Annotated in this window: 16 protein-coding genes and 1 pseudogene; 4 read left to right on the top strand and 13 right to left on the bottom strand. The window is 68.8% G+C overall.

Annotation, left to right across the window (positions count from 1 at the left end; translation table 11 throughout):
* Window positions 1–100: 100 nt before the first annotated feature.
* Together pafA and ACFYW7_RS20155 are read right to left on the bottom strand one after the other, a co-directional pair.
* Window positions 101–1,462, bottom strand: a complete 1,362-nt coding sequence (gene pafA / locus ACFYW7_RS20160; RefSeq protein ID WP_389504089.1) for a Pup--protein ligase — start codon at window positions 1,460–1,462, stop codon at window positions 101–103.
* 9 nt (window positions 1,463–1,471) lie between these two features.
* On the bottom strand, window positions 1,472–2,731 hold the full coding sequence (locus tag ACFYW7_RS20155) for an MFS transporter (protein WP_389504087.1): 1,260 nt from the start codon (window positions 2,729–2,731) through the stop codon (window positions 1,472–1,474).
* 107 nt (window positions 2,732–2,838) lie between these two features.
* Here ACFYW7_RS20155 and ACFYW7_RS20150 point away from each other — a divergent pair, with 107 nt between their 5' ends.
* The gene (locus tag ACFYW7_RS20150) at window positions 2,839–3,852 is read left to right on the top strand and encodes a LacI family DNA-binding transcriptional regulator (RefSeq protein WP_389504085.1); all 1,014 of its coding nucleotides are present in this window, start codon (window positions 2,839–2,841) and stop codon (window positions 3,850–3,852) included.
* Window positions 3,853–4,037: 185 nt separating this feature from the next.
* On the opposite strand, the gene prcA is transcribed toward ACFYW7_RS20150, so the two are convergent.
* The 6 genes and pseudogenes from prcA to arc all read right to left on the bottom strand — a co-directional run bounded on the left by prcA (window position 4,038) and on the right by arc (window position 10,150).
* Window positions 4,038–4,781, bottom strand: a complete 744-nt coding sequence (gene prcA, locus ACFYW7_RS20145; RefSeq protein WP_389504083.1) for a proteasome subunit alpha — start codon at window positions 4,779–4,781, stop codon at window positions 4,038–4,040.
* A 58-nt stretch (window positions 4,782–4,839) separates the two neighbouring features.
* A complete protein-coding gene (gene prcB, locus ACFYW7_RS20140; RefSeq protein WP_389504081.1) occupies window positions 4,840–5,685 on the bottom strand; it encodes a proteasome subunit beta in 846 nt (281 codons plus the stop codon).
* Window positions 5,637–6,213, bottom strand: a pseudogene (locus ACFYW7_RS20135) (endonuclease VII domain-containing protein). The gene prcB and the pseudogene ACFYW7_RS20135 overlap by 49 nt, the downstream one beginning before the upstream one ends.
* A 50-nt stretch (window positions 6,214–6,263) precedes the next feature.
* Window positions 6,264–6,482: a ubiquitin-like protein Pup gene (locus ACFYW7_RS20130; RefSeq protein ID WP_093831806.1), complete on the bottom strand. Its 219-nt coding sequence runs from the start codon at window positions 6,480–6,482 to the stop codon at window positions 6,264–6,266.
* Between the two features lie 155 nt (window positions 6,483–6,637).
* A complete protein-coding gene (dop, locus tag ACFYW7_RS20125; RefSeq protein ID WP_389504078.1) occupies window positions 6,638–8,149 on the bottom strand; it encodes a depupylase/deamidase Dop in 1,512 nt (503 codons plus the stop codon).
* A 234-nt stretch (window positions 8,150–8,383) separates the two neighbouring features.
* Window positions 8,384–10,150: a proteasome ATPase gene (arc, locus tag ACFYW7_RS20120; protein ID WP_385702560.1), complete on the bottom strand. Its 1,767-nt coding sequence runs from the start codon at window positions 10,148–10,150 to the stop codon at window positions 8,384–8,386.
* Between the two features lie 241 nt (window positions 10,151–10,391).
* Between arc and ACFYW7_RS20115 the strand changes: the two genes are divergently transcribed.
* Entirely contained in the window at window positions 10,392–10,709 is a 318-nt protein-coding gene (locus tag ACFYW7_RS20115) for a ferredoxin (RefSeq protein WP_389504075.1), read from the top strand.
* A gap of 111 nt (window positions 10,710–10,820) precedes the next feature.
* On the opposite strand, the gene ACFYW7_RS20110 is transcribed toward ACFYW7_RS20115, so the two are convergent.
* From ACFYW7_RS20110 to ACFYW7_RS20100, 3 genes are all read right to left on the bottom strand, one after another.
* The gene (locus tag ACFYW7_RS20110; RefSeq protein WP_389504073.1) at window positions 10,821–11,378 is read right to left on the bottom strand and encodes a hypothetical protein; all 558 of its coding nucleotides are present in this window, start codon (window positions 11,376–11,378) and stop codon (window positions 10,821–10,823) included.
* Window positions 11,379–11,990: 612 nt separating this feature from the next.
* A complete protein-coding gene (locus ACFYW7_RS20105; RefSeq protein ID WP_389504071.1) occupies window positions 11,991–12,893 on the bottom strand; it encodes a tRNA (adenine-N1)-methyltransferase in 903 nt (300 codons plus the stop codon).
* 41 nt (window positions 12,894–12,934) lie between these two features.
* A complete protein-coding gene (locus tag ACFYW7_RS20100) occupies window positions 12,935–14,647 on the bottom strand; it encodes a site-2 protease family protein (RefSeq protein ID WP_389504069.1) in 1,713 nt (570 codons plus the stop codon).
* 173 nt (window positions 14,648–14,820) lie between these two features.
* Here ACFYW7_RS20100 and ACFYW7_RS20095 point away from each other — a divergent pair, with 173 nt between their 5' ends.
* Window positions 14,821–15,765, top strand: coding sequence for a RecB family exonuclease (locus ACFYW7_RS20095; protein WP_389504067.1), 945 nt, complete (start codon window positions 14,821–14,823; stop codon window positions 15,763–15,765).
* Between the two features lie 14 nt (window positions 15,766–15,779).
* Window positions 15,780–16,451, top strand: coding sequence for a response regulator (locus ACFYW7_RS20090; protein ID WP_369239127.1), 672 nt, complete (start codon window positions 15,780–15,782; stop codon window positions 16,449–16,451).
* 108 nt (window positions 16,452–16,559) lie between these two features.
* Here ACFYW7_RS20090 and ACFYW7_RS20085 read toward each other — a convergent pair whose 3' ends face one another.
* The gene (locus tag ACFYW7_RS20085; RefSeq protein ID WP_389504064.1) at window positions 16,560–18,143 is read right to left on the bottom strand and encodes an ABC transporter substrate-binding protein; all 1,584 of its coding nucleotides are present in this window, start codon (window positions 18,141–18,143) and stop codon (window positions 16,560–16,562) included.
* Between the two features lie 69 nt (window positions 18,144–18,212).
* Window positions 18,213–19,817 (bottom strand): ABC transporter substrate-binding protein, encoded by a 1,605-nt coding sequence (locus ACFYW7_RS20080; protein WP_389504062.1) that lies wholly within the window; start codon window positions 19,815–19,817, stop codon window positions 18,213–18,215.
* Window positions 19,818–20,018: the final 201 nt, after the last annotated feature.

The following is a 20,018-nucleotide window of genomic DNA, read 5'->3' as shown; positions in this document are numbered from 1 at the left end:
GTTGATGGCGTGCGCGCAACTCTACGACGTGAGAAGGGCGCCGTACGGAAAACGTACGGCGCCCCGCGTTGCGTTCCGCCTCACTCGCGGAACGCCCGGCTCACATTCCGGCGATGAGCTTCTCCACCCGGTCGTCCACCGATCGGAACGGGTCCTTGCACAACACCGTGCGTTGTGCCTGGTCGTTCAGCTTCAGATGGACCCAGTCGACCGTGAAGTCCCGGCGCTGCTCCTGCGCCCGCCGGATGAAGTCGCCGCGCAGCCGCGCCCGAGTCGTCTGCGGCGGCACCGACTTGCCCTCGAAGATCTTCAAATCGTTGCAGATCCGAGCGGCTTGCCCCTTCCTCTCCAACAGGTAGTAGAGGCCACGACGACGGTGGATGTCGTGATAGGCGAGGTCTATCTGCGCGACCCGCGGGTTTGACATGGTCATGTTGTGCTTGGCCCGGTACCGCTCGATGAGCTGGTACTTCATGACCCAGTCGATCTCGGTGCCGATCCGGTCGAGGTCCTCGGCCTCGATCGAGTCGAGCACCCGGCCCCACAGTTCCAGCACCTGGTCGACGGTTCCGGTACGGATGCCGCGGCGCTCGACGAAGTCCACGGCCTTCTCGTAGTACTCGCGCTGCACCTCGAGGGCGGAGGCCTCACGGCCGCTGGCCAGACGCACCTTGCGCCGGCCGGTGATGTCGTGACTGACCTCACGGATCGCCCGGATCGGGTTCTCCAGCGTGAGGTCGCGCATGACGGTGCCCGCCTCGATCATGCGCAGGACGAGGTCGGTGGCACCGACCTTCAGGAGCATGGTCGTCTCGGACATGTTCGAGTCGCCGACGATGACGTGCAGCCGCCGGTAACGCTCGGCGTCCGCGTGCGGCTCGTCACGCGTGTTGATGATGGGCCGGGAGCGGGTCGTCGCGGAACTGACACCCTCCCAGATGTGCTCGGCCCGCTGACTCACGCAGTACACGGCACCGCGCGGCGTCTGCAGCACCTTGCCGGCGCCGCACAGCAGCTGCCGCGTGACGAGGAACGGAATGAGGATGTCCGCGAGCCGGGAGAACTCCCCGTGCCGGGCCACCAGATAGTTCTCGTGGCACCCGTAGGAGTTGCCCGCAGAGTCGGTGTTGTTCTTGAACAGATAGACGTCGCCCGCGATTCCTTCCTCGTGCAGGCGTCTTTCGGCGTCCACCAGGAGTCCTTCGAGAATGCGCTCGCCGGCCTTGTCGTGGGTGACGAGTTCCGTCACGTTGTCACATTCGGGTGTCGCGTATTCCGGATGTGATCCCACGTCGAGATAGAGGCGGGCGCCGTTCCGCAGAAAGACATTGCTGCTGCGGCCCCATGACACGACACGGCGGAAGAGGTACCGCGCCACCTCGTCGGGAGACAGGCGGCGCTGTCCCCTGAACGTACACGTGACGCCGTACTCGTTCTCCAGCCCGAAAATGCGGCGGTCCATGACTGAACATTACGCCCGATCCCCTGAGCTGAAACGGGGTTCGACGGCACGGTTTGGATCATTTTCCGATGAGGCCGCGACAACCGCTCCCGAGCCGGTGGCCGCGAGGACCCGACCCGTGGCCAGCAGAACCACCAGCGCGGCGACGCCCGCGACCCCCGGAACGGCGAACCCCCGGGCCGCCCCGCCCCACTCGACGACCGGCCCCGCGAGGCCCGTTCCGACCGACGCGCCCACCGTGAACGTCGTCACGAGCCAGGAGAAGGCCTCGGTGACCGTCCCCGCCGGCGCGTGCCGGTCCACCAGCACGAAGGCGCAGGCGATACAGGGCGCGAGGAACACTCCGGCGAGCGTGGCCAGAGCCGTCATCGCCACCGGCCCGGGCACCAGCGTCAGCGGGAGGTAACACACCGCCAGAAGGCCCACGAGCACCCGCAGTCGCCGCTCCGGAGCCCCGCCCCACGAACGCGCTCCGTAGACCAGACCGCCCAGCAGCGCGCCCAGCCCGATGCCCGCCATCAGCCAGCCGTACACCGCGTCCCCGCCGTGCCCGTCGGCGTACGAGAGCGCGGCGACCGTGATCGAGCCGAGCGCGATCCCGACGAACAGGAAGGCCGCCAGCAGGGCCAGCAGTCCCGGGGAGCGCAGCGCCCCCAGCCAGTGCGCCTCCCGCGGAGCCGAACGCCACGCGCGCGAGGGCGGCGAGAGAACCACCGAGAGGGCGCCCAGGACCCCGATCACGGCGAGGATCAGCAGAGCGGCACGGGGGGACCAGAGCGCGGCGCACAGCGTCACCAGCAACGGGCCGACGGTGAACATGACTTCCTGGGCCACGGCGTCCATCGCGTACGCGGTGTGGACCTGCTCCTCCTCGCGCAGGACGGAGGGCCACAACGCCCGCAGGCCGCCCTCCAGGGGTGGCGTGAAGAGTCCGGCCACGGCCATGGCGGCGCAGGCGAGCGCCGTCCGGTCCGTCCCGACGAAGGCGAACACACCCATCCCCAGGGCCGAGACGAGCGCCGCCGGCAGCTGCACCCGCGGCTGCCCCCGCAGGTCCACCAGCCGTCCCAGCAGCGGCTGCCCCACCGCGTTGGCCACCCCGTACACCGCGGCGAGCACGCCCGCCAGGCTGTACGTGCCGCCCTCGGCCCGGACGAACAGCACGACGGCGATGGCCGCGGTCGCGTTCGGCAGCCGCCCCACGAGCGTGCCGACGAGCAGCCGGGCGGCGTGCCTCGCCCTGAGGATCTCCAGGTATCCCGCGGCCATGTCGAGCCCTTCTCGTAGTGCGCGACGCTTACGTGTTACGTATAACGTCCTTCTCCATACGTACCATGTGCGCTGTCCGGGAGTCCAGACGAAGGAGCAGGCCGACGGTGGCAAGAGGTAGCACGCGCCCCACGAGCCGGGACGTCGCCCAGGCCGCCGGGGTCTCCCAGGCGGCGGTCTCCCTGGTCCTGGGCGACAAGTGGCGCGGCCGGGTCTCCGCGACGACCGCCGAGCGCGTCCGGGAAGCCGCCCAGGAACTCGGCTACCGCCCCAACCTGGCCGCCCGCAACCTCCGCCTCGGCCGCACCCGCACCGTCCTCCTCGTGGTCCCCGCCCTCACCACGGAATTCTTCGCCGGCGTCTACACCGGCGCCGCCCGCGTGGCCTCCGAACACGGCTTCGGCCTCGTCCTGTACCCCTCCCCCGAAGGCATCGGACCCGCCCGCGACCCCTTCGGCTCCGCCCAGGCCGCCCTCGACGGCGTCATCGCCTCCTCCATGGCCGCCGACGCCCTCACCGCCATCCGCGGCGACCAGCTCCCCCTGGTCATGCTCGACAGCGACCCCGCCGGCAGCCAGGGCGCGGCCACCGTCAACCTCGACATCAGGGACGGCGTACGCCAGGTCACCGGCCACCTCCTGGACCTGGGCCACCGCCGCTTCCTGCACCTCGCGGCCGACATCGCCTCCTGGACCTTCGAGGTCCGCGGCCGGGAACTGGCCTCCTGCCTCTGCGAGGTCCCCGGAACCAGCCTGCGCATCGCACGGGCACCCATCTCCTTCGAGGACGCCCTGGCCGCGACCCAGACCGCCCTCTCCGCCCCGGGACCCCGCCCCACCGCCGTGATCTGCGACGACGACAAACTCGCCGCGGGCGCCTACAAGGCCGCCCGCCGCCTCTGCCTGCGCATCCCCGACGACATCTCCATCACCGGCCTGGACGACCTCGCCCTGGCCCGCGCCCTCGACCCGGAACTCACGACGGTCCGCCTGGACGCGGAACGCTTCGGCGAACAGGGCATGAAAGCCCTCCTGGCCGTCCTGGACGGCCGCACACCCCCACAGGAGGACATCCCCGTGGAACTGGTCGTACGAGGCTCCACGGCCCCACCAGGCCCGTAGACGCCACACTCGACGGCCCCGGCCCACCGGACACGGGTCCCTCACCGTGCCCGCGCACAGGGACACGCAGGTACACGCCCCACGCGGAAGGGGCCGCACCGGTATGCACCGGGGCGACCCCTTCCGTACGAGCACCGACGGACGCGAGACCGAACCACCACCTCACCCGCCGACGCCGCTCCTCGTCACTCGTCCTCGGCGTCCTCGGCCTCCGCCGCGGTCTCCGCTCCCCCGGCCTCCAGCAACCGGGCCAGCTGACGACCGACGATCCGCTTGAACTTCCGCTGCTGCGGGCGCGACCGGTCCAGCACCGCGACCTCCAGCCGCTCCGCCGGAATCTCCCGCTCACCACCACCCGGCTCCCGGGACAACGACTGGACGGCCAGCTTCAGCGCCTCCGCCAGCGACATCCCGTCCCGATGCTGGGTGTCCAGATAGGTGCTGATCTGCTCGGCGTTGCCACCGACGGCCACCGAACCGTGCTCGTCCACGATCGAACCGTCGTGCGGCAGCCGGTAGATCTGGTCACCCTCGGGCGTCTCCCCGACCTCGGCGACCACCAGCTCCACCTCGTACGGCTTCTCCGCCGCCGACGAGAAGATCGTGCCCAGCGTCTGGGCGTACACGTTCGCGAGACCACGGGCCGTCACATCGGCACGGTCGTACGTGTAGCCACGCAGGTCGGCGTAGCGCACCCCGCCGATCCGCAGATTCTCGTACTCGTTGTACTTACCGGCGGCCGCGAAGCCGATCCGGTCATAGATCTCGCTGAACTTGTGCAGCGCGCGGGACGGGTTCTCGCCGACGAACACGATGCCGTCGGCATACTGCAGCACGACAAGGCTGCGGCCACGGGCGATGCCCTTGCGGGCATACTCCGCACGGTCGGCCATCGCCTGCTGGGGTGAGACATAGAACGGAGTCGACACCGGCTATCCGTCCCTTTCTGTCGAAGTCACTGGATCACCTGGAAGGAAGAAGCCGGTCTCAGAGCAGCGCGGCACGCGGGCCGTCGGGCTGCACGAGTCGCCGCTCCAGGATCGAGCGGGCGATCTCGGAGGATTCCTCGTCGGTGAGCCGGCGGAAGCCGCTCTCGGTGATCACGGTGACGATCGGGTAGATCCGGCGCGCGACATCGGGACCACCGGTCGCCGAGTCGTCGTCGGCCGCGTCGTAGAGGGCCTGGATGACCAGCGTCGTGGCCTGGTCCTCCGTCAGATCCTTGGCGTAGAGCTTCTTCATCGCGCTGCGCGCGAAGACCGAGCCGGAGCCCGTGGCCGCGTAGCCCTGCTCCTCGGAGCGGCCGCCGGTGACGTCGTACGAGAAGATGCGGCCCTTGTTCCGGTCCACGTCGAACCCGGCGAAGAGGGGAACCACGGCAAGGCCCTGCATGGCCATGCCGAGATTGGAACGGATCATCGTGGACAGGCGGTTCGCCTTGCCCTCCAGGGAGAGCTGCGCGCCCTCCACCTTCTCGAAGTGCTCCAGCTCCAGCTGGAACAGCTTCACCATCTCGACGGCCAGACCCGCCGTACCGGCGATGCCCACCGCCGAGTACTCGTCGGCCGGGAAGACCTTCTCGATGTCGCGCTGCGCGATGACGTTCCCCATCGTGGCCCGCCGGTCGCCGGCGAGGACGACCCCGCCGGGGAAGGTGACGGCCACGATCGTCGTGCCGTGCGGGGCCTCGATGACGCCCTGGACGGGCGGCAGTTGCCGCTTGCCCGGGAGCATCTCCGGCTGATGCTCGGACAGGAAGTCCATGAAGGACGACGACCCGGGCGTCAGGAAGGCAGCCGGTAGACGCCCGGTGCTACGAGTGTTGGCTTCCACGCGTTTCCCTCCAGGTAGGCGGCAGCCCGACGAACAGCGTCGGGATCGTCTCCCAACTTGCCGATGGCCGAATTGCAGTTGAAGCACAGTACGCCACGGACACTACCCGTCTTGTGGCAGTGATCCACATGAACTGCAGGAGCTTTCAAGCAGATCACGCAGAGCCCCTTTTGAGAGGCGACCATGTCGTCCCGCTGAGCCTCGGTGAGACCGTAGCTGCGCTTCAGGTGTCCGGCGCGGCCCCTTGGCCGCCTTACATGCCTTGCAACACGTCGCGAGCCCGTCGGAGGCGGTCGCATTGCGATGCCAGCCGCTGTGCGGCTTGATTTCCCCACAGCTTCGGCAGTGCTTGTGGCCTTCGGGCACCTTCACCCTGGGCCTGACATTCCTGCCCTTGGCCAGCTGGCGAGTTTGGTGATACTCCGCCCAACACTCTCGGCAGTAGGCCTGCAGCCCGTCACGGGCCGCTTTGTTCTTGGCGAAGGCTGCTCGCGGCCTGGATTGCTTGCACCGCGAGCAGCACTTCACGCCTTCCCTGTTTCCCAATCGCGAGGCCCCCGTCACCTACGATTCGAAGGCTACTCGCCACCCTTCTGAACGAAACTTCGAACGAAGTCCTCGGCATTCTCCTCGAGTACATCGTCGATTTCGTCAAGAACCGAGTCGACATCGTCGCTCAGCTTTTCCTGGCGTTCCTTGAGGTCGTCGGTCGCCTGTGCGTCCTGCGTCTGCTCCTCGACCTCCTCGGTGGAACGCGTCGCCTTCTGCTGTCCGCCGCCGGTGTCCTTGGTCGCCATAACCCTCACCCCGCTCGGTTCGACGTTCTTGATCAGACCCTACAAGCAGGGTCCGACATCGGCCCCGCAGTTTCTCCAACGTACGGGGGCCATCTCGATGATTCCCTTACGCCGGTCGTTCCACCCCGTCCGGCCGGTGCCGTCCGGGAGGGAAATCAATGGCCCGAAAGGACCCTGACCAGGTCCTCTGCCGTGCGGCAGCGGTCCAGGAGTTCCTTGACGTGATTACGCGTTCCGCGAAGCGGCTCCAGGGTTGGAACGCGCTGGAGCGAATCCCGGCCCGGCAGATCGAAGATCACCGAGTCCCAGGATGCCGCCGCCACGTCGTCGGCGTACTGCTCCAGGCAGCGGCCACGGAAGTACGCCCGGGTGTCCTCCGGCGGCTTCGTGCGGGCCCGCTCGACCTCTCTCTCGTCCAGCAGGCGCTTCATCTTGCCGCGGGCCGCCAGCCGGTTGTAGAGGCCCTTCTCGGCGCGTACGTCGGCGTACTGGAGGTCGACCAGGTGCAGCCGGGCGGCGTCCCAGTCGAGGTCGTCGCGGCGCCGGTAGCCCTCCATGAGTTCCCGCTTGGCGACCCAGTCGAGCTCTCCGGAGAGGCTCATCGGGTCGTTCTCCAGGCGGTTGAGCGTGTCCTCCCAGCGCAGCAGGACGTCCTTGGTCTGTTCGTCGACGTCGGCCCCGAAACGCTCCTCGACGTACTTGCGGGACAGCTCGAAGTACTCCATCTGGAGTTGCACCGCGGTGAGTGTGCGTCCACTGCGGAGCGTGATCAGGCGCTTGAGGGTCGGGTCGTGGGAGACCTGGTGGAGGGTGCGTACGGGCTGGTCGACGGCCAGGTCGACGGCGATGAAGCCGTCCTCGATCATGGACAGGACGAGCGCGGTCGTGCCGAGCTTGAGATAGGTCGAGATCTCGGAGAGGTTCGCGTCCCCGATGATCACGTGCAGCCGGCGGTACTTCTCGGCATCGGCGTGCGGCTCGTCGCGGGTGTTGATGATGGGGCGCTTGAGGGTGGTCTCGAGGCCGACCTCGACCTCGAAGTAGTCGGCGCGCTGGCTGAGCTGGAAGCCGTGCTCGTGTCCGTCCTGGCCGATGCCGACGCGGCCCGCTCCGGTGACGACCTGGCGGGAGACGAAGAACGGTGTCAGGTGCCGCACGATGTCCGAGAAGGGGGTTTCCCGCTTCATCAGGTAGTTCTCGTGCGTGCCGTACGAGGCGCCTTTGTTGTCGGTGTTGTTCTTGTACAGGTGGATCGGCTGGGCGCCGGGGAGCTGGGCCGCGCGCTCCGCGGCCTCCGCCATGATCCGCTCGCCGGCCTTGTCCCACAGGACGGCGTCCCGGGGGTTGGTGACTTCGGGGGCGCTGTACTCCGGGTGTGCGTGGTCGACGTAGAGCCGTGCACCGTTGGTGAGGATGACATTGGCCAGGCCGATGTCCTCGTCGGTGAGCTGGCTGGAGTCGGCCGTCTCCCGGGCGAGATCAAAGCCTCGCGCGTCCCGCAGCGGGTTCTCCTCCTCGAAGTCCCAGCGGGCGCGGCGCGCCCGGTGCATCGCCGCCGCGTAGGCGTTGACGATCTGGGACGAGGTGAGCATGGCATTGGCGTTGGGGTGACCGGGGACGGAGATCCCGTATTCCGTCTCGATGCCCATTACTCGCCGTACGGTCATGCGGCCCTCCTTGCCCGGCGGCGCCCTCGGTCGGGGGCGCTGCTCAAGTACCGCTGGCGCTCCGGTGCGTGTGCGGTGCCCGTCCCCGCACTGCGCGACTCGGCGGTACGAAAGAGCCTAGAACGCCTATGCGCTGGTGGGGAGATCATTTGCGTCATTGCTGTGGTCCGGCTTCGTCCTGAAAAACAGTCGGCTGCGGGTACCCGTGGAGGGGACCCGCAGCCGCCCTGTCTTTTACAGGTACTGACCGGTGTTGGCCACTGTGTCGATGGAGCGTCCGGTGTCCGCGCCCTGCTTTCCGGTGATGAGCGTGCGGATGTAAACGATCCGTTCGCCCTTCTTTCCGGAGATCCTGGCCCAGTCGTCGGGGTTGGTGGTGTTGGGGAGGTCCTCGTTCTCCTTGAACTCGTCCACGCATGCCTGGAGGAGATGGGAGACGCGGAGGCCCTTCTGGCTGTGTTCCAGGAAGTCCTTGATGGCCATCTTCTTGGCGCGGCCGACGATGTTCTCGATCATGGCGCCGGAGTTGAAGTCCTTGAAGTAGAGGACTTCCTTGTCGCCGTTGGCGTAGGTGACCTCCAGGAAGCGGTTCTCCTCCGATTCGGCGTACATCTGCTCCACGGCTGTCTGGATCATGCCGTGGACGGTGGCCGCCCTGTCGCCGCCGTGCTCCCCGACGTCCTCGGGGTGCAGGGGGAGGCGCTCGGTGAGGTACTTCTGGAAGATGTCCTTCGCCGCTTCGGCGTCCGGACGTTCGATCTTGATCTTCACGTCGAGCCGGCCGGGCCGCAGGATGGCGGGGTCGATCATGTCCTCGCGGTTCGAGGCGCCGATCACCACGACGTTCTGCAGGCCCTCCACGCCGTCGATCTCGGCGAGCAGCTGGGGGACGATGGTGTTCTCCACGTCCGAGCTGACGCCGGATCCCCGGGTGCGGAAGAGGGATTCCATCTCGTCGAAGAAGACGATGACGGGGGTGCCCTCGCTGGCCTTCTCCCGTGCGCGTTGGAAGACGAGGCGGATCTGCCGCTCGGTCTCGCCGACGTACTTGTTCAGGAGCTCGGGGCCCTTGATGTTGAGGAAGAAGCTCTTGCCGGTGGCCTGTCCGGTCACTTCGGCGACCTTCTTGGCCAGTGAGTTGGCCACGGCCTTGGCGATGAGCGTCTTTCCGCATCCGGGGGGCCCGTAGAGCAGGACGCCCTTGGGCGGCCGCAGTTCGTGCTCCTTGAAGAGGTCGGGGTAGAGGTACGGGAGCTCGACGGCGTCGCGGATCATCTCGATCTGGCCGCCCAGACCGCCGATCTGCTCGTAGCCGATGTCCGGGACCTCTTCGAGGACGAGTTCCTCGACCTCGCTCTTCGGGACGATCTCGTAGACATAGCCGGAACGGGGTTCGAGGAGCAGGGCGTCTCCGGGACGGATGTTGACGTCCAGGAGTGGTTCGGCGAGCCGGACCACCCGTTCCTCGTCGGTGTGCCCCTGCACGAGGGCGCGCTCGCCGTCCTCGAGGATCTCCTTGAGGGTGACGATGTCGCCGACGCTCTCGTACTCCATGGCCTCGACCACGTTGAGAGCTTCGTTGAGCATGACTTCCTGGCCGCGCCTGAGCTCTTCGAGCTCCACGCTGGGGCTGACGTTCACCCGGAGTTTGCGGCCCCCGGTGAAGATGTCCGCCGTGCCGTCCTCGTTCGCCGTGAGGAAGACACCGAAGCCGGCCGGTGGCTGTGCGAGCCGGTCGACCTCCTCCTTGAGGGCCACGATCTGGTCGCGGGCCTCACGGAGTGTGTTCGCGAGCCGCTCGTTCTGTGCGGACACGCCTGCCAGGTTCGTCTGCAACTCGACGATCCGCTCTTCGAGAATCCTCGTATGCCGCGGAGAGTCGGCGAGCTTGCGTCGCAGGACGGCGATCTCCTGCTCAAGGTAGGCAATCTGCCCGGCGGGGTCATCGGACCCTCTTCCCGGGCGGATGCCGCGGTTCATGTCGTCGTCGTGGGCTGCCACGGTCCTCACCTCCTCCAAGGGGAGCTGGACGCTTCCAGACCCTACCTGGGTGGGTGTCGATTGAAACCCCTAGATCACAAAGACTGTAGGGGTGTGTCCGATCTTCACCCTTGCGCTCTCCCTCACGCCAGGGGAATACCCACCGAACATGATTGGGAAGCGGACGGAGGTAGGGTCGAAGTGTTCAACACCCGTCAGAGCTGGCCCGATTCCCCAGTCTTCGGTCCGCTCGACGCAGAAAATGGCAGGAGAAACGACCGTGCAGCAGGAGACCGGAGCCGACGGCGAGGCGCTTGAGGTCTGGATCGACCAGGATCTCTGTACCGGCGACGGGATCTGCGTCCAGTACGCCCCCGAGGTCTTTGAGCTGGACATCGACGGTCTGGCGTACGTGAAGAGTGCCGATGACGAGCTCCTGCAGGCGGTGGGTGCCACAACGCCCGTACCGCTGCCCCTTCTGCGCGATGTGACCGACTCGGCGAAGGAATGTCCGGGTGACTGCATCCATGTCCGTCGGGTTTCGGACAAGGTCGAGGTCTACGGCCCTGACGCGGTGTGATTTTCCGAACACTCCGCGCCACGATTCGTCCCGTGCGTCACACCCTCCGCGGCGCGGAGGGTGTTTTCGTCTGTCCGGGCCGGGCGGGTGCGGATGTGCCCCGCCGGGCGCTCAGGACAGCGTCGAGCGGATGAACGCGCCGTTCTTCCACTGCCACTTGACGCTGTCCTTCACGTCCGGGCAGCAACTCGGTACGTCGACCGAGGAGTAGCCGAGGAGTGTGGCCGTGACGGCTGCGTCGCGCACCGCGAAGTCGGTGACGCTCATGCGGTCCTTGGGATCGACCAGGGTCGCCACGACCCGGGGATCGGTTCCCTCGGTCTGGGTGAGGACGTAGACGCCGCTGGGCGGTGTGCCGGAGCCGGCGTCGCAGCGGACGACGGCCACGGTCTCCGGGCGGCCGTCGCCGTCGAGGTCGCCGGAGGCCTTCTTCTCGACGAGCGCCTTGAAGGGGCCGCAGGCGATCGGGAAGTCCACCCCGGTCGGGTCGGGGGCGGCCACCGGGGCCGTCACCGATTTCGCGTCGGCGCCGGGCTGGGCCGCCGTCGCCGGGTCGGGCTGGAGGACGGAGGAGAGCGCCACGACTCCCGCCAGGGCCGTGGCCGTGGCTACCCACTGAAGGGGGCTGGTGTGCGTGTGGGCCAGTTCCGGGACAACGGATTGCTGCACTAGGGGTGTCTCCCGCGAGGGCTGTGCCGGTGGGGGTGAGGTGTCCCGCATGGTGCCACACGTCACAGCCCGGTGGAACGGCGGGGTCCGGACTCGTGAGGAGTTCCGGTGGAGTCTCCCGCTCCGTTCCGGCACGGCCGCGGCGGTCGGGCCCGGGCGGGGGCGTGGGGGTTCTCGGCGGCTCCGGCCGGCCGGGCGCGGGAGGCGTCTTCCGTACGTCCTGGCGCCCCGGGTTCCGCCGGTCCGCCCGCCACGCGAGCCGACCGCGGGGGCCTTGCGGGCGGCCGGCCCGCGTGGGCGGGCGACGTCCCGTGGCAGGCTCCCGGGGGGGGCGGGGCCGTAGGTCCCGGACAGGGCCGCCCACCTGCGCGGCGGGCTCCGTGCCGGGTCCCGGGCGGCAGGGGTGCGGTGGGTTCGGGGATCCGGCGGCCGGGTTCCTGGCGTCCCGTCAGAAGCCTTGCGGGCGGCCGCCGGAGCGTTCGGCGGAGCCGTCGGACCGGGTTGCCGAGGTCCGCCGGCGGGTCTTCTGGCGGTGGGTCAGGGAAACACCGATGTGGCCGAGTTCCCCGGTCGGTCGGGGAACTCGGCCACATCGGTGGTGTGTTGGGTACGTCAGCGGCCGGAGCCGCCGTCGGCGTTCGGACCGGAGTAGTCCTCGCCGTACGAGCCCTTGGAGGGGCGGCGGCGGCGCATGGGCGGCTCGACGCCGTCCGCGAGGCGGCGGGCGGTGAGCAGGAAGCCGGTGTGGCCGATCATCCGGTGGTCGGGGCGGACGGCCAGGCCTTCGATGTGCCAGTTGCGGATCATCGATTCCCAGGCGCTGGGCTCGTTGAAGCAGCCGATCTCGCGGATCGACTCGACGGTGCGCGCGAGCTGGGTGGTGGTCGCCACGTAGCAGCAGACGATGCCGCCGGGGACGAGCGCCTTGGAGACGGCCTCCAGGCACTCCCAGGGGGCGAGCATGTCGAGGATGACGCGGTCGACGTCGGTGTCGCTCAGGTTGTCCTGGAGGTCACCGACGGTGAGCTGCCAGGCGGGGTGCGGTCCGCCGAAGTAGCGTTCCACGTTCTGCTGGGCGATCTCGGCGAAGTCCTCGCGGCGCTCGTAGGAGTGCAGCATGCCCTGGTCGCCGATGGCGCGCAGCAGGAAGCTGCTGAGCGAGCCGGATCCGACCCCCGCCTCGACGACGCGGGCGCCGGGGAAGATGTCGGCGAAGGCCAGGATCTGCCCCGCGTCCTTGGGGTAGACCACGGCGGCGCCGCGGGGCATGGACAGGACGTAGTCGGGGAGCAGGGGGCGCAGCGCGAGATAGGCGACGTTCCCCGTGGTGCGGACGACGCTGCCCTCGGGAGCACCGATCAGCTCGTCGTGGGGGAAGGAACCCTTGTGGGTGTGGAAATTCTTCCCGGCCTCGAGCGTGAACGTGTAGTGGCGGCCCTTGGGGTCGGTCAGCTGAACCTGGTCCCCGACCTTGAAGGGCCCGCGCCTGCGGGCGGCACCGGTCGGTTCGGACATGTGACCAGCCTACCGGTCCCGGGCGGGGCCGCCGACCACGGTCAGGAGGGCCGGGCCATGGCCTTCACGAAGGCGCGCTCGACGTCGGCGGCGGACAGGACGCCGTAGATCTCGCCGGAGTCCTCCACCACCAGGTACTCGGTGGCGGGGCTCGCGCGCAGGACGTCGAGGAGGTCTTCGCCGGCGAGTTCGGCGGAGACGCGCATGCCGTCGGTGAGGTCCTGGGCGAGGCCGCTGACGGCGACCCAGGGGCGGCGGTGTTCGGGTACGCCGACGATGGCGGCCTCGCGGACCAGGGAGAGCGGTTCGCCGTCGACGTCGACGACGACGAGGGCGCGGGCGCCGACGTCGTTGGCGCGGCGGAGCGCTTCGGAGAGCGGGGTGCTGGTCTCGACGGGGACGGCGCGCCGGGTGAGGGAGCGGGCGCGCAGTTCGGGGAGGTGTTCGCGCAGCCGGGCCATCCGGAGGCTGTTGCCGGCGCCGGTCCAGATGATCGCCGCGAGGATCGCGGCGAGGAGGGCGTCGGTGACGGTGTCCATGCCGCCGAAGTCCTCGGGGGCGGCGCCGAGTGCCTCGGACCGGGTGAGCAGGGGCAGCCCGATGAGGACGGAGACGGCGAGGGCGCGGCCGACCCAGGCGGCGGCGACGGTGCCGCTCATCGGCTTGCCGGTGATCTTCCAGACGACGGCGCGGAGCATGCGGCCGCCGTCGAGGGGCAGGCCGGGCAGCAGGTTGAAGGCGGCGACGAAGAGGTTGGAGACCATCAGTCCGGCGAGCAGGACGCCGGGGATGGTGCCGGGTTCGACGGGCAGCATGGCGAGGTAGAAGAGGCCGGACAGGACGAGGGAGAGGAGTGGGCCGACGAAGGCGAGGACGAATTCCCTGCCGGGGGTCTCGGCCTCCTTCTCGATCTCCGAGACGCCGCCGAAGAACTGGAGCTGGATCCGGCGCACGGGGAGTTTGAAGCGGAGGGCGGCGACGGTGTGGGCGAGTTCGTGGACGAAGACGGAGGCGTAGAAGGCGACCGCGAAGAAGAGGGAGACGAGGTAGCGGGTGGCGCCGAGTTCGGGCAGGACGCGGTCGAGCTGGCCGCCGAACACCCAGGTGATCAGGGCCGCGACGAGGAACCAGCTGGGCGCGACGTAGACGGGGACGCCGAACGGGCGGCCCATGAGGAGTCCGCCGCCGGGTTCCTTCGGGCGGCGGGGCGGTCGCCTCTTGCCGTTGCCGGTGCTCGCCAGGGTGCGGTGGGCCTCGGCGTGTTCGTCACGGGCGGTGAAGGGCGAGGGCCCTTCGTGGGGTTCGTCCGGGCCGGCGGAGGGTTGACCGGGTTCGTCGTGGGGCCGGGGGCCGTCGGTGCGTTCCGTGGTCGTGGGTGGTTTCGCCAGGGGGTCGGTGGACGCTCCGGGGCGGGGTGTGGGGTCGGGGTGCGTCTCGGACGTGGTCCGGGGCGCGGTGGCGTCGTCGGCCGCGGAGTCGGCGGGGGGTCCGGGGTGGGGCTCGGCCTGGGTCCGGTCGGGGTCGCCGGTCGTCGTCGGGGCCGTGGGGTGGCCGTCGGCGGAGGTGTCGACCCCGTCGGTGTGCGCCCGGGTCCGGGAGTCGTGATCGGGGGCCGGGGGCGTCGGCCCGGGCCCGGCGTCGCCGGCGCGTGGGGCGTCGGCGGCCGGACCGGTGGAGGCTCTGGGCCTCTCGTGGTCCTCGGTCGCCTCGCCGGTGCCGGACCGCGGCTGCCCGCTCCCGCCGCTCTCGTCCACGATGTCCCCTCGTTCGAAGAGTCTCCCGCCCCGGGCCGTGCTGAGCGGAAGGGTCTGTGGTCGATGGTATGCGGCCGTCGCGGCTCGTTCCGCCCCGGCACCCCCTCTGTTTTCCGCGGCGTGCTCCGGGCGGGACGGGGTGACTGTCGGTGGCGGGCCGTAGAGTCGTCGTCATGGAATCCAGCACCGGGGGCGGCGCGCCCGATGAAGCGGTGGCGGCCGCCGAAGCCGTCGTGTCCGTCGCCGTGGGACCGGCTCCGGTGGTCGCGCGGGCGCCCGCCTCGCTGTCGCCCTCGCGTGCCAGTGACTTCATGCAGTGTCCGCTGCTGTACCGGTTCCGGGTGATCGACAAGCTGCCGGAGAAGCCGAGCGAGGCGGCGACCAGGGGGACCTTGGTGCACGCGGTCCTCGAACGGCTCTTCGACGCCCCGGCGGCGGACCGGACGGCGCCCCGCGCCAAGTCGCTGATCCCGGGCCAGTGGGACCGGTTGCGGGAGTCCAGGCCGGAGGTCGCGGAGCTGTTCGCCGACGATCCGGAGGGTGAGCGGCTCGCGCGGTGGCTCGGCGAGGCCGAGCGGTTGGTGGAGCGCTGGTTCACGCTGGAGGATCCGACGCGGCTCGAACCGGCGGAGCGGGAGCTGTTCGTCGAGGCGCGGCTCGATTCGGGGCTCACGCTGCGCGGCATCATCGACCGGGTCGACGTGGCTCCGACGGGCGAGGTCCGGATCGTCGACTACAAGACGGGGAAGGCGCCGCGGCCGGAGTACGCCGAGGGCGCGCTGTTCCAGATGAAGTTCTACGCCCTGGTGGTGTGGCGGCTGAAGCGGGTGGTCCCGCGTCGGCTCCAGCTCGTCTATCTCGGCAGTGGTGACGTGCTGACGTACGACCCGGTGATCGCGGATCTGGAGCGTGTCGAGCGGAAGCTGCTCGCGCTGTGGGAGGCGATCCGGCTGGCGACGGAGACGGGTGAGTGGCGGCCGCGTCCCACCAAGCTCTGCGGCTGGTGCGACCATCAGGCCGTCTGTCCGGAATTCGGCGGTACTCCCCCGGTGTATCCGCTGCCGGTCAGGGCGGCCGAGTCGGGCACCGGGGAGCAGGGCAGAATGGGGCCGGACTAGCGAAGGAGACTCACGTGGCCATCCGCGTCCTACTGGTCGACGACCAGCCGCTGCTGCGCACCGGCTTCCGGATGATTCTGGAGGCGGAGCAGGATCTGGCGGTCGTCGGCGAGGCCGGTGACGGTCTCCAGGCGCTCGATCAGGTTCGTGCCCTGCAGCCCGATGTGGTTCTGATGGACATCCGTATGCCGCGGATGGACGGTGTCGAGGCGACGCGGCAGATCACCGGTCCGGGCCGGGACGGTCCGGCGAAGGTGCTCGTGCTGACGACGTTCGACCTCGACGAGTACGTGGTGGAGGCGCTGCGCGCGGGCGCCAGCGGTTTTCTCCTCAAGGACGCGCCGGCCAACGAGCTGGTGCAGGCGATCCGGGTGGTCGCGGGGGGTGAGGCGATGCTCGCGCCGAGCATCACCCGTCGGCTGCTCGACAAGTACGCGGGTCATCTGCCTTCCGGTGACGAGCCGGTTCCCGACACGTTGCACACGCTGACGGACCGCGAGGTCGAGGTGCTGAAGCTGGTGGCGCGGGGGCTGTCGAACGCGGAGATCGCGGCCGATCTGTTCGTCAGCGAGACCACGGTCAAGACACATGTGGGACATGTCCTGACGAAGCTGGGGCTGCGGGACCGGGTGCAGGCCGCGGTGTACGCGTACGAGAGCGGGCTGGTGCGTCCCGGGGCGCAGTAGCGCCGGTTCGCCGGGGCCGGTCCCCGGTCCGTCGTGGGCAGCGCGAAGGGCGCCCGTTCCCTGCAGGGAGCGGGCGCCCTTCGCGTGGGGCTGCTTCGGGCGGTGGGGTCAGCCCTTGCTGATCTCCCAGAACCGGAAGACGGTCGAGGCGTCGAGGCAGTTCTCGAGGCCGTAGACGTTGTCGCGTGCGACGGCGTACTGCTTGGCCTGCCAGATCGGGATCATCGGCAGGTCTTCGGCGACCAGGTCCTGGACCTTGCCGTATTCGCCGCTGGTCGAGGAGCGGTCGCTCTCGGCGGCCGTCTTCGGGATGAGCTTGTCGATGATCAGGTCGTTGGTGAAGTTGTTCTTCAGCACGTTGCCCTTGCCGAAGAACGGGGCCGTGAAGTTGTCGGGGTCCGGGTAGTCGGGGACCCAGCCCTTCACGTAGACGCCGTACTTGCCCTTGGCGATGTCCTTCTCGTACTGGGCGTAGGGAACGGACTTCACGGTCGCGTCGAACAGGCCGCTGGCGTTGAGCTGTGCGGCGATCGCCTTGAACTCCTGGTCCGTGGAGGGACCGTAGCGCGAGGGGGTCGACCAGAGGGTGAGCTTCACCTTGCCCGTGACGCCCTCGGTGCGCAGGGCGGCCGCGGCCTTGGAGCGCGAGGGGCGGGCGCCGTAGGTGTCGAAGTAGGACGTGCTGTGGCCGGTGATGCCGGCCGGGATGATCGAGTACAGCGGCGTCGCCGTGTTCCGGTAGACCTCGTCGACGAGGGCGTCGCGGTCCAGGAGGTGGGCGATGGCCTTGCGGACGCCGGGCTTGCCCACCACCGGGTCGTTCATGTTGAAGACCATGTGCTGGACTTCGGCGCTGGTGCCCTCGACGACGTTGATCCCGCTGTCGCTCTCGGTGCCGTTCTCGATGTCCGCGATGGCGTCGGCGGCGAGGCCTCGGTAGGCGATGTCGACCTGGTTGTCCAGGAGCGCCTTCTTCAGTCCCGCCTGGTCGCCGTGGAAGAACTTCAGCGTGATGTCGGCGCCCTTGCCCAGGGCGGTGCCCTTGTACTTCGGGTTGACCGAGAAGACGGCCTTGTCGTCGCTGAACGAGTCGAGCTTGTAGGGGCCGGAGCCGACGGCCTCGCCGTCCTCGCGGAGTCCGTTGGTGGCGTACTCCCGGTGGTCCACGATCGAGCCGGCGCCGGAGGCGATCTTGCTCGGGAAGGTGGCGTCGGCGTCCTTGAGCCGGAAGACGACGGTCTTGGCGTCGGGCGTCCGGACCGAGTCGAGCATGGGGAACATGATCGCCGGGCCGGCGCCGTCGTTGATCTTCAGCATGCGGTCGAAGGAGTACTTGACGTCCGCGGAGGTGAGGTCGTCACCGTTGCTGAACTGCAGTCCGTCCTTCAGCGTGCACTGGTAGACCTTGGTGTCCGCGTCGGTGAACGCGCATTTCTCGGCCGCGTCCGGCTCGGGCTCGGTGCCGCCCTTGGGGAAGCTCAACAGCGACTGGAAGACGTTGTTGAACAACAGCCACGATCCTGGGTCGTAGCCGGAAGCGGGGTCGGTGGCGAGGACGTCGTCGGACATCCCCATCACCACGGAGGAGCCCCTGCTCCCGGAATCGCCTGTCTCCGAGCCACAGCCGGTGAGAAGGCCGGAGGCCAGTCCCGCCATGATCGGCAGGACTGGCCACTGGTTACGCATGTTCACTTGCACGTGCCTTGTCGTTGGATCTGGTGGACCCGGGGCCGCTCGCGGCCCCGGGTCGGGATGGATCGGTCAGTCGCTGACGCCGCGGCCGAGCTCCCACAGCTGCAGGGTGGAGGAGGAGTTCAGCGCCCACTCCCCGCCCGTGATGTCGTCGCGCGCGGCGATGAACTGCTTGCCCTGCCACAGCGGGATGATCGGCACCTCGTCGGCGACGATGTCCTGGATCTCCGTGAGGCTCTTGGCCGCGCTCACGCGGTCGGCCTCGCGGCGGGACTCCGGGATGAGGTTGTTGATGATGTCGCTGTTCGCGTACGGCGACTTGAGGAAGTTGTGCTTGTCGAGGAACGGCGCCAGGAAGTTGTCGGCGTCGGGGAAGTCGGGGAACCAGCCCATGCCCCACACGTCGTACTTGCCCTCGCGCTCGGCCGGGACGAACTTGTCCCAGCTCGTGCCCTGGGTCGTGACCTCGAAGAGGCCGCTCTTGTTGAGCTGGTCCTTCAGGATCTTGAACTCCAGCGCGGTCGCCGTACCGTAGTGGTCGGTCGTGTAGTGCAGGGTGATCTTGACCGGGGTGGTGATGGAGGCCTTGGCCAGCAGGTTCCGGGCGCGGCTGACGCTCGGGTCGCCGTACTTGTTGAAGAACGAGTTGGAGTGGCCCGTGATGGTCGCCGGGACCAGGGAGTAGAGCGGCTGGGCCTGCGTCTTGTACACCTCGGACACGAGCTCGCCGCGGTCGATGACCTGCGCCATGGCCTGGCGGACGGCCTGGGTCTTCACCGTCGGGGCGGAGGTGTTGAAGGCCAGGTAGCGGATCTCCAGACCGGGCATCTCGTTCAGGTCGACGTTGCCGCCCGACGCGTTGTCCAGCTTCTCGATCTGGGCCGGCGACATCGAGCGGGTCATCAGGTCGATGTCACCGTCCTCGAGCGCCTTGCCCATGGCCGCGGGGTCCGGGAAGGAGCGCATCTCGACCTTGGAGTTCTTCACCTTCAACTGGCCCTGGTAGTGGGAGTTCTTGGTGAAGACGGCCTTGACGACCTTGTCGTCGCTGACCTCGGTCTCCAGGGTGTACGGGCCGGAGCCGTCGACGGAGAACCCGTCGCGCAGCTTGTCCTTCTCGTAGTTCTTGGGGTTCACGATGCCGGCCACCGGCGTCGACAGCTTGAACGGGAACGTCGCGTCGGCGCTCTTCAGGTGGAAGATCACCTCGCGGTCGCCCCGTGTCTCGACGGTGTCGACGTTGGACAGCAGGGAGTAGACCTCACTGGCCGCCTCGATGGCGAGCGCGCGGTCGATCGAGAACTTGACGTCCTTCGCGACGACCGAGTCGCCGTTGGAGAACTTCAGGCCCTCGCGCAGCGTGCACGAGTAGCGCTCGTTGCCGGCGTCCGTGAAGCCGCACTTCTCGGCCGCCTCAGGCTGCGGCTCACCGTCACCGCGCGGCTGGACCATCAGCGTCTGCACGGTCTGGCGAAGCACGTTCCAGGTGCCGACGTCGTACGCGTAGGCCGGGTCGAACGGTGCCGGGGCATCCTTCGTCGCGGTGAACGCGTCCGTAGTGCCGACAACGATGGCATCGCCGCTGTCACTCCCGCTGGCGGACCCGCCACACGCGGCGAGCACCGGGGCGAGCAGGCCAACCACGGCCGGCAGCACCAAAGTCTTGCGGTTCATGCTCGTGTTTCTCCAGAGCTGTAGTTTCCGCGAACCGGCATGCAAGGGTGGCGCGGCGGGTCACGGGGTCACGGCGATGTTCTCGCGATGACATTAGTCCGCACCGCGCCGAGGACTCACAGGCACCGGAAACCCCTTCCGCTCACGCTGCGATACCGGGCGTGGACGCACCGATAACCCGACACGGGAAGGAATTAGTGC

The sequence above is a fragment of the Streptomyces sp. NPDC002580 genome (assembly GCF_042889485.1).
GTDB lineage: Bacteria > Actinomycetota > Actinomycetes > Streptomycetales > Streptomycetaceae > Streptomyces.
This window is presented reverse-complemented; position numbering and strand designations above follow the sequence as displayed.

Bases quoted from the DNA above. Each gene is read 5' to 3' on its own strand.
- pafA (WP_389504089.1), bottom strand. From the start codon at position 1,462: ATGGACCGCCGCATTTTCGGGCTGGAGAACGAGTACGGCGTCACGTGT.
- ACFYW7_RS20155 (WP_389504087.1), bottom strand. From the start codon at position 2,731: ATGGCCGCGGGATACCTGGAGATCCTCAGGGCGAGGCACGCCGCCCGG.
- ACFYW7_RS20130 (WP_093831806.1), bottom strand. From the start codon at position 6,482: ATGGCGACCAAGGACACCGGCGGCGGACAGCAGAAGGCGACGCGTTCC.
- dop (WP_389504078.1), bottom strand. From the start codon at position 8,149: ATGACCGTACGGCGAGTAATGGGCATCGAGACGGAATACGGGATCTCC.
- ACFYW7_RS20115 (WP_389504075.1), top strand. From the start codon at position 10,392: ATGGCAGGAGAAACGACCGTGCAGCAGGAGACCGGAGCCGACGGCGAG.
- ACFYW7_RS20105 (WP_389504071.1), bottom strand. From the start codon at position 12,893: ATGTCCGAACCGACCGGTGCCGCCCGCAGGCGCGGGCCCTTCAAGGTC.
- ACFYW7_RS20095 (WP_389504067.1), top strand. From the start codon at position 14,821: ATGGAATCCAGCACCGGGGGCGGCGCGCCCGATGAAGCGGTGGCGGCC.
- ACFYW7_RS20080 (WP_389504062.1), bottom strand. From the start codon at position 19,817: ATGAACCGCAAGACTTTGGTGCTGCCGGCCGTGGTTGGCCTGCTCGCC.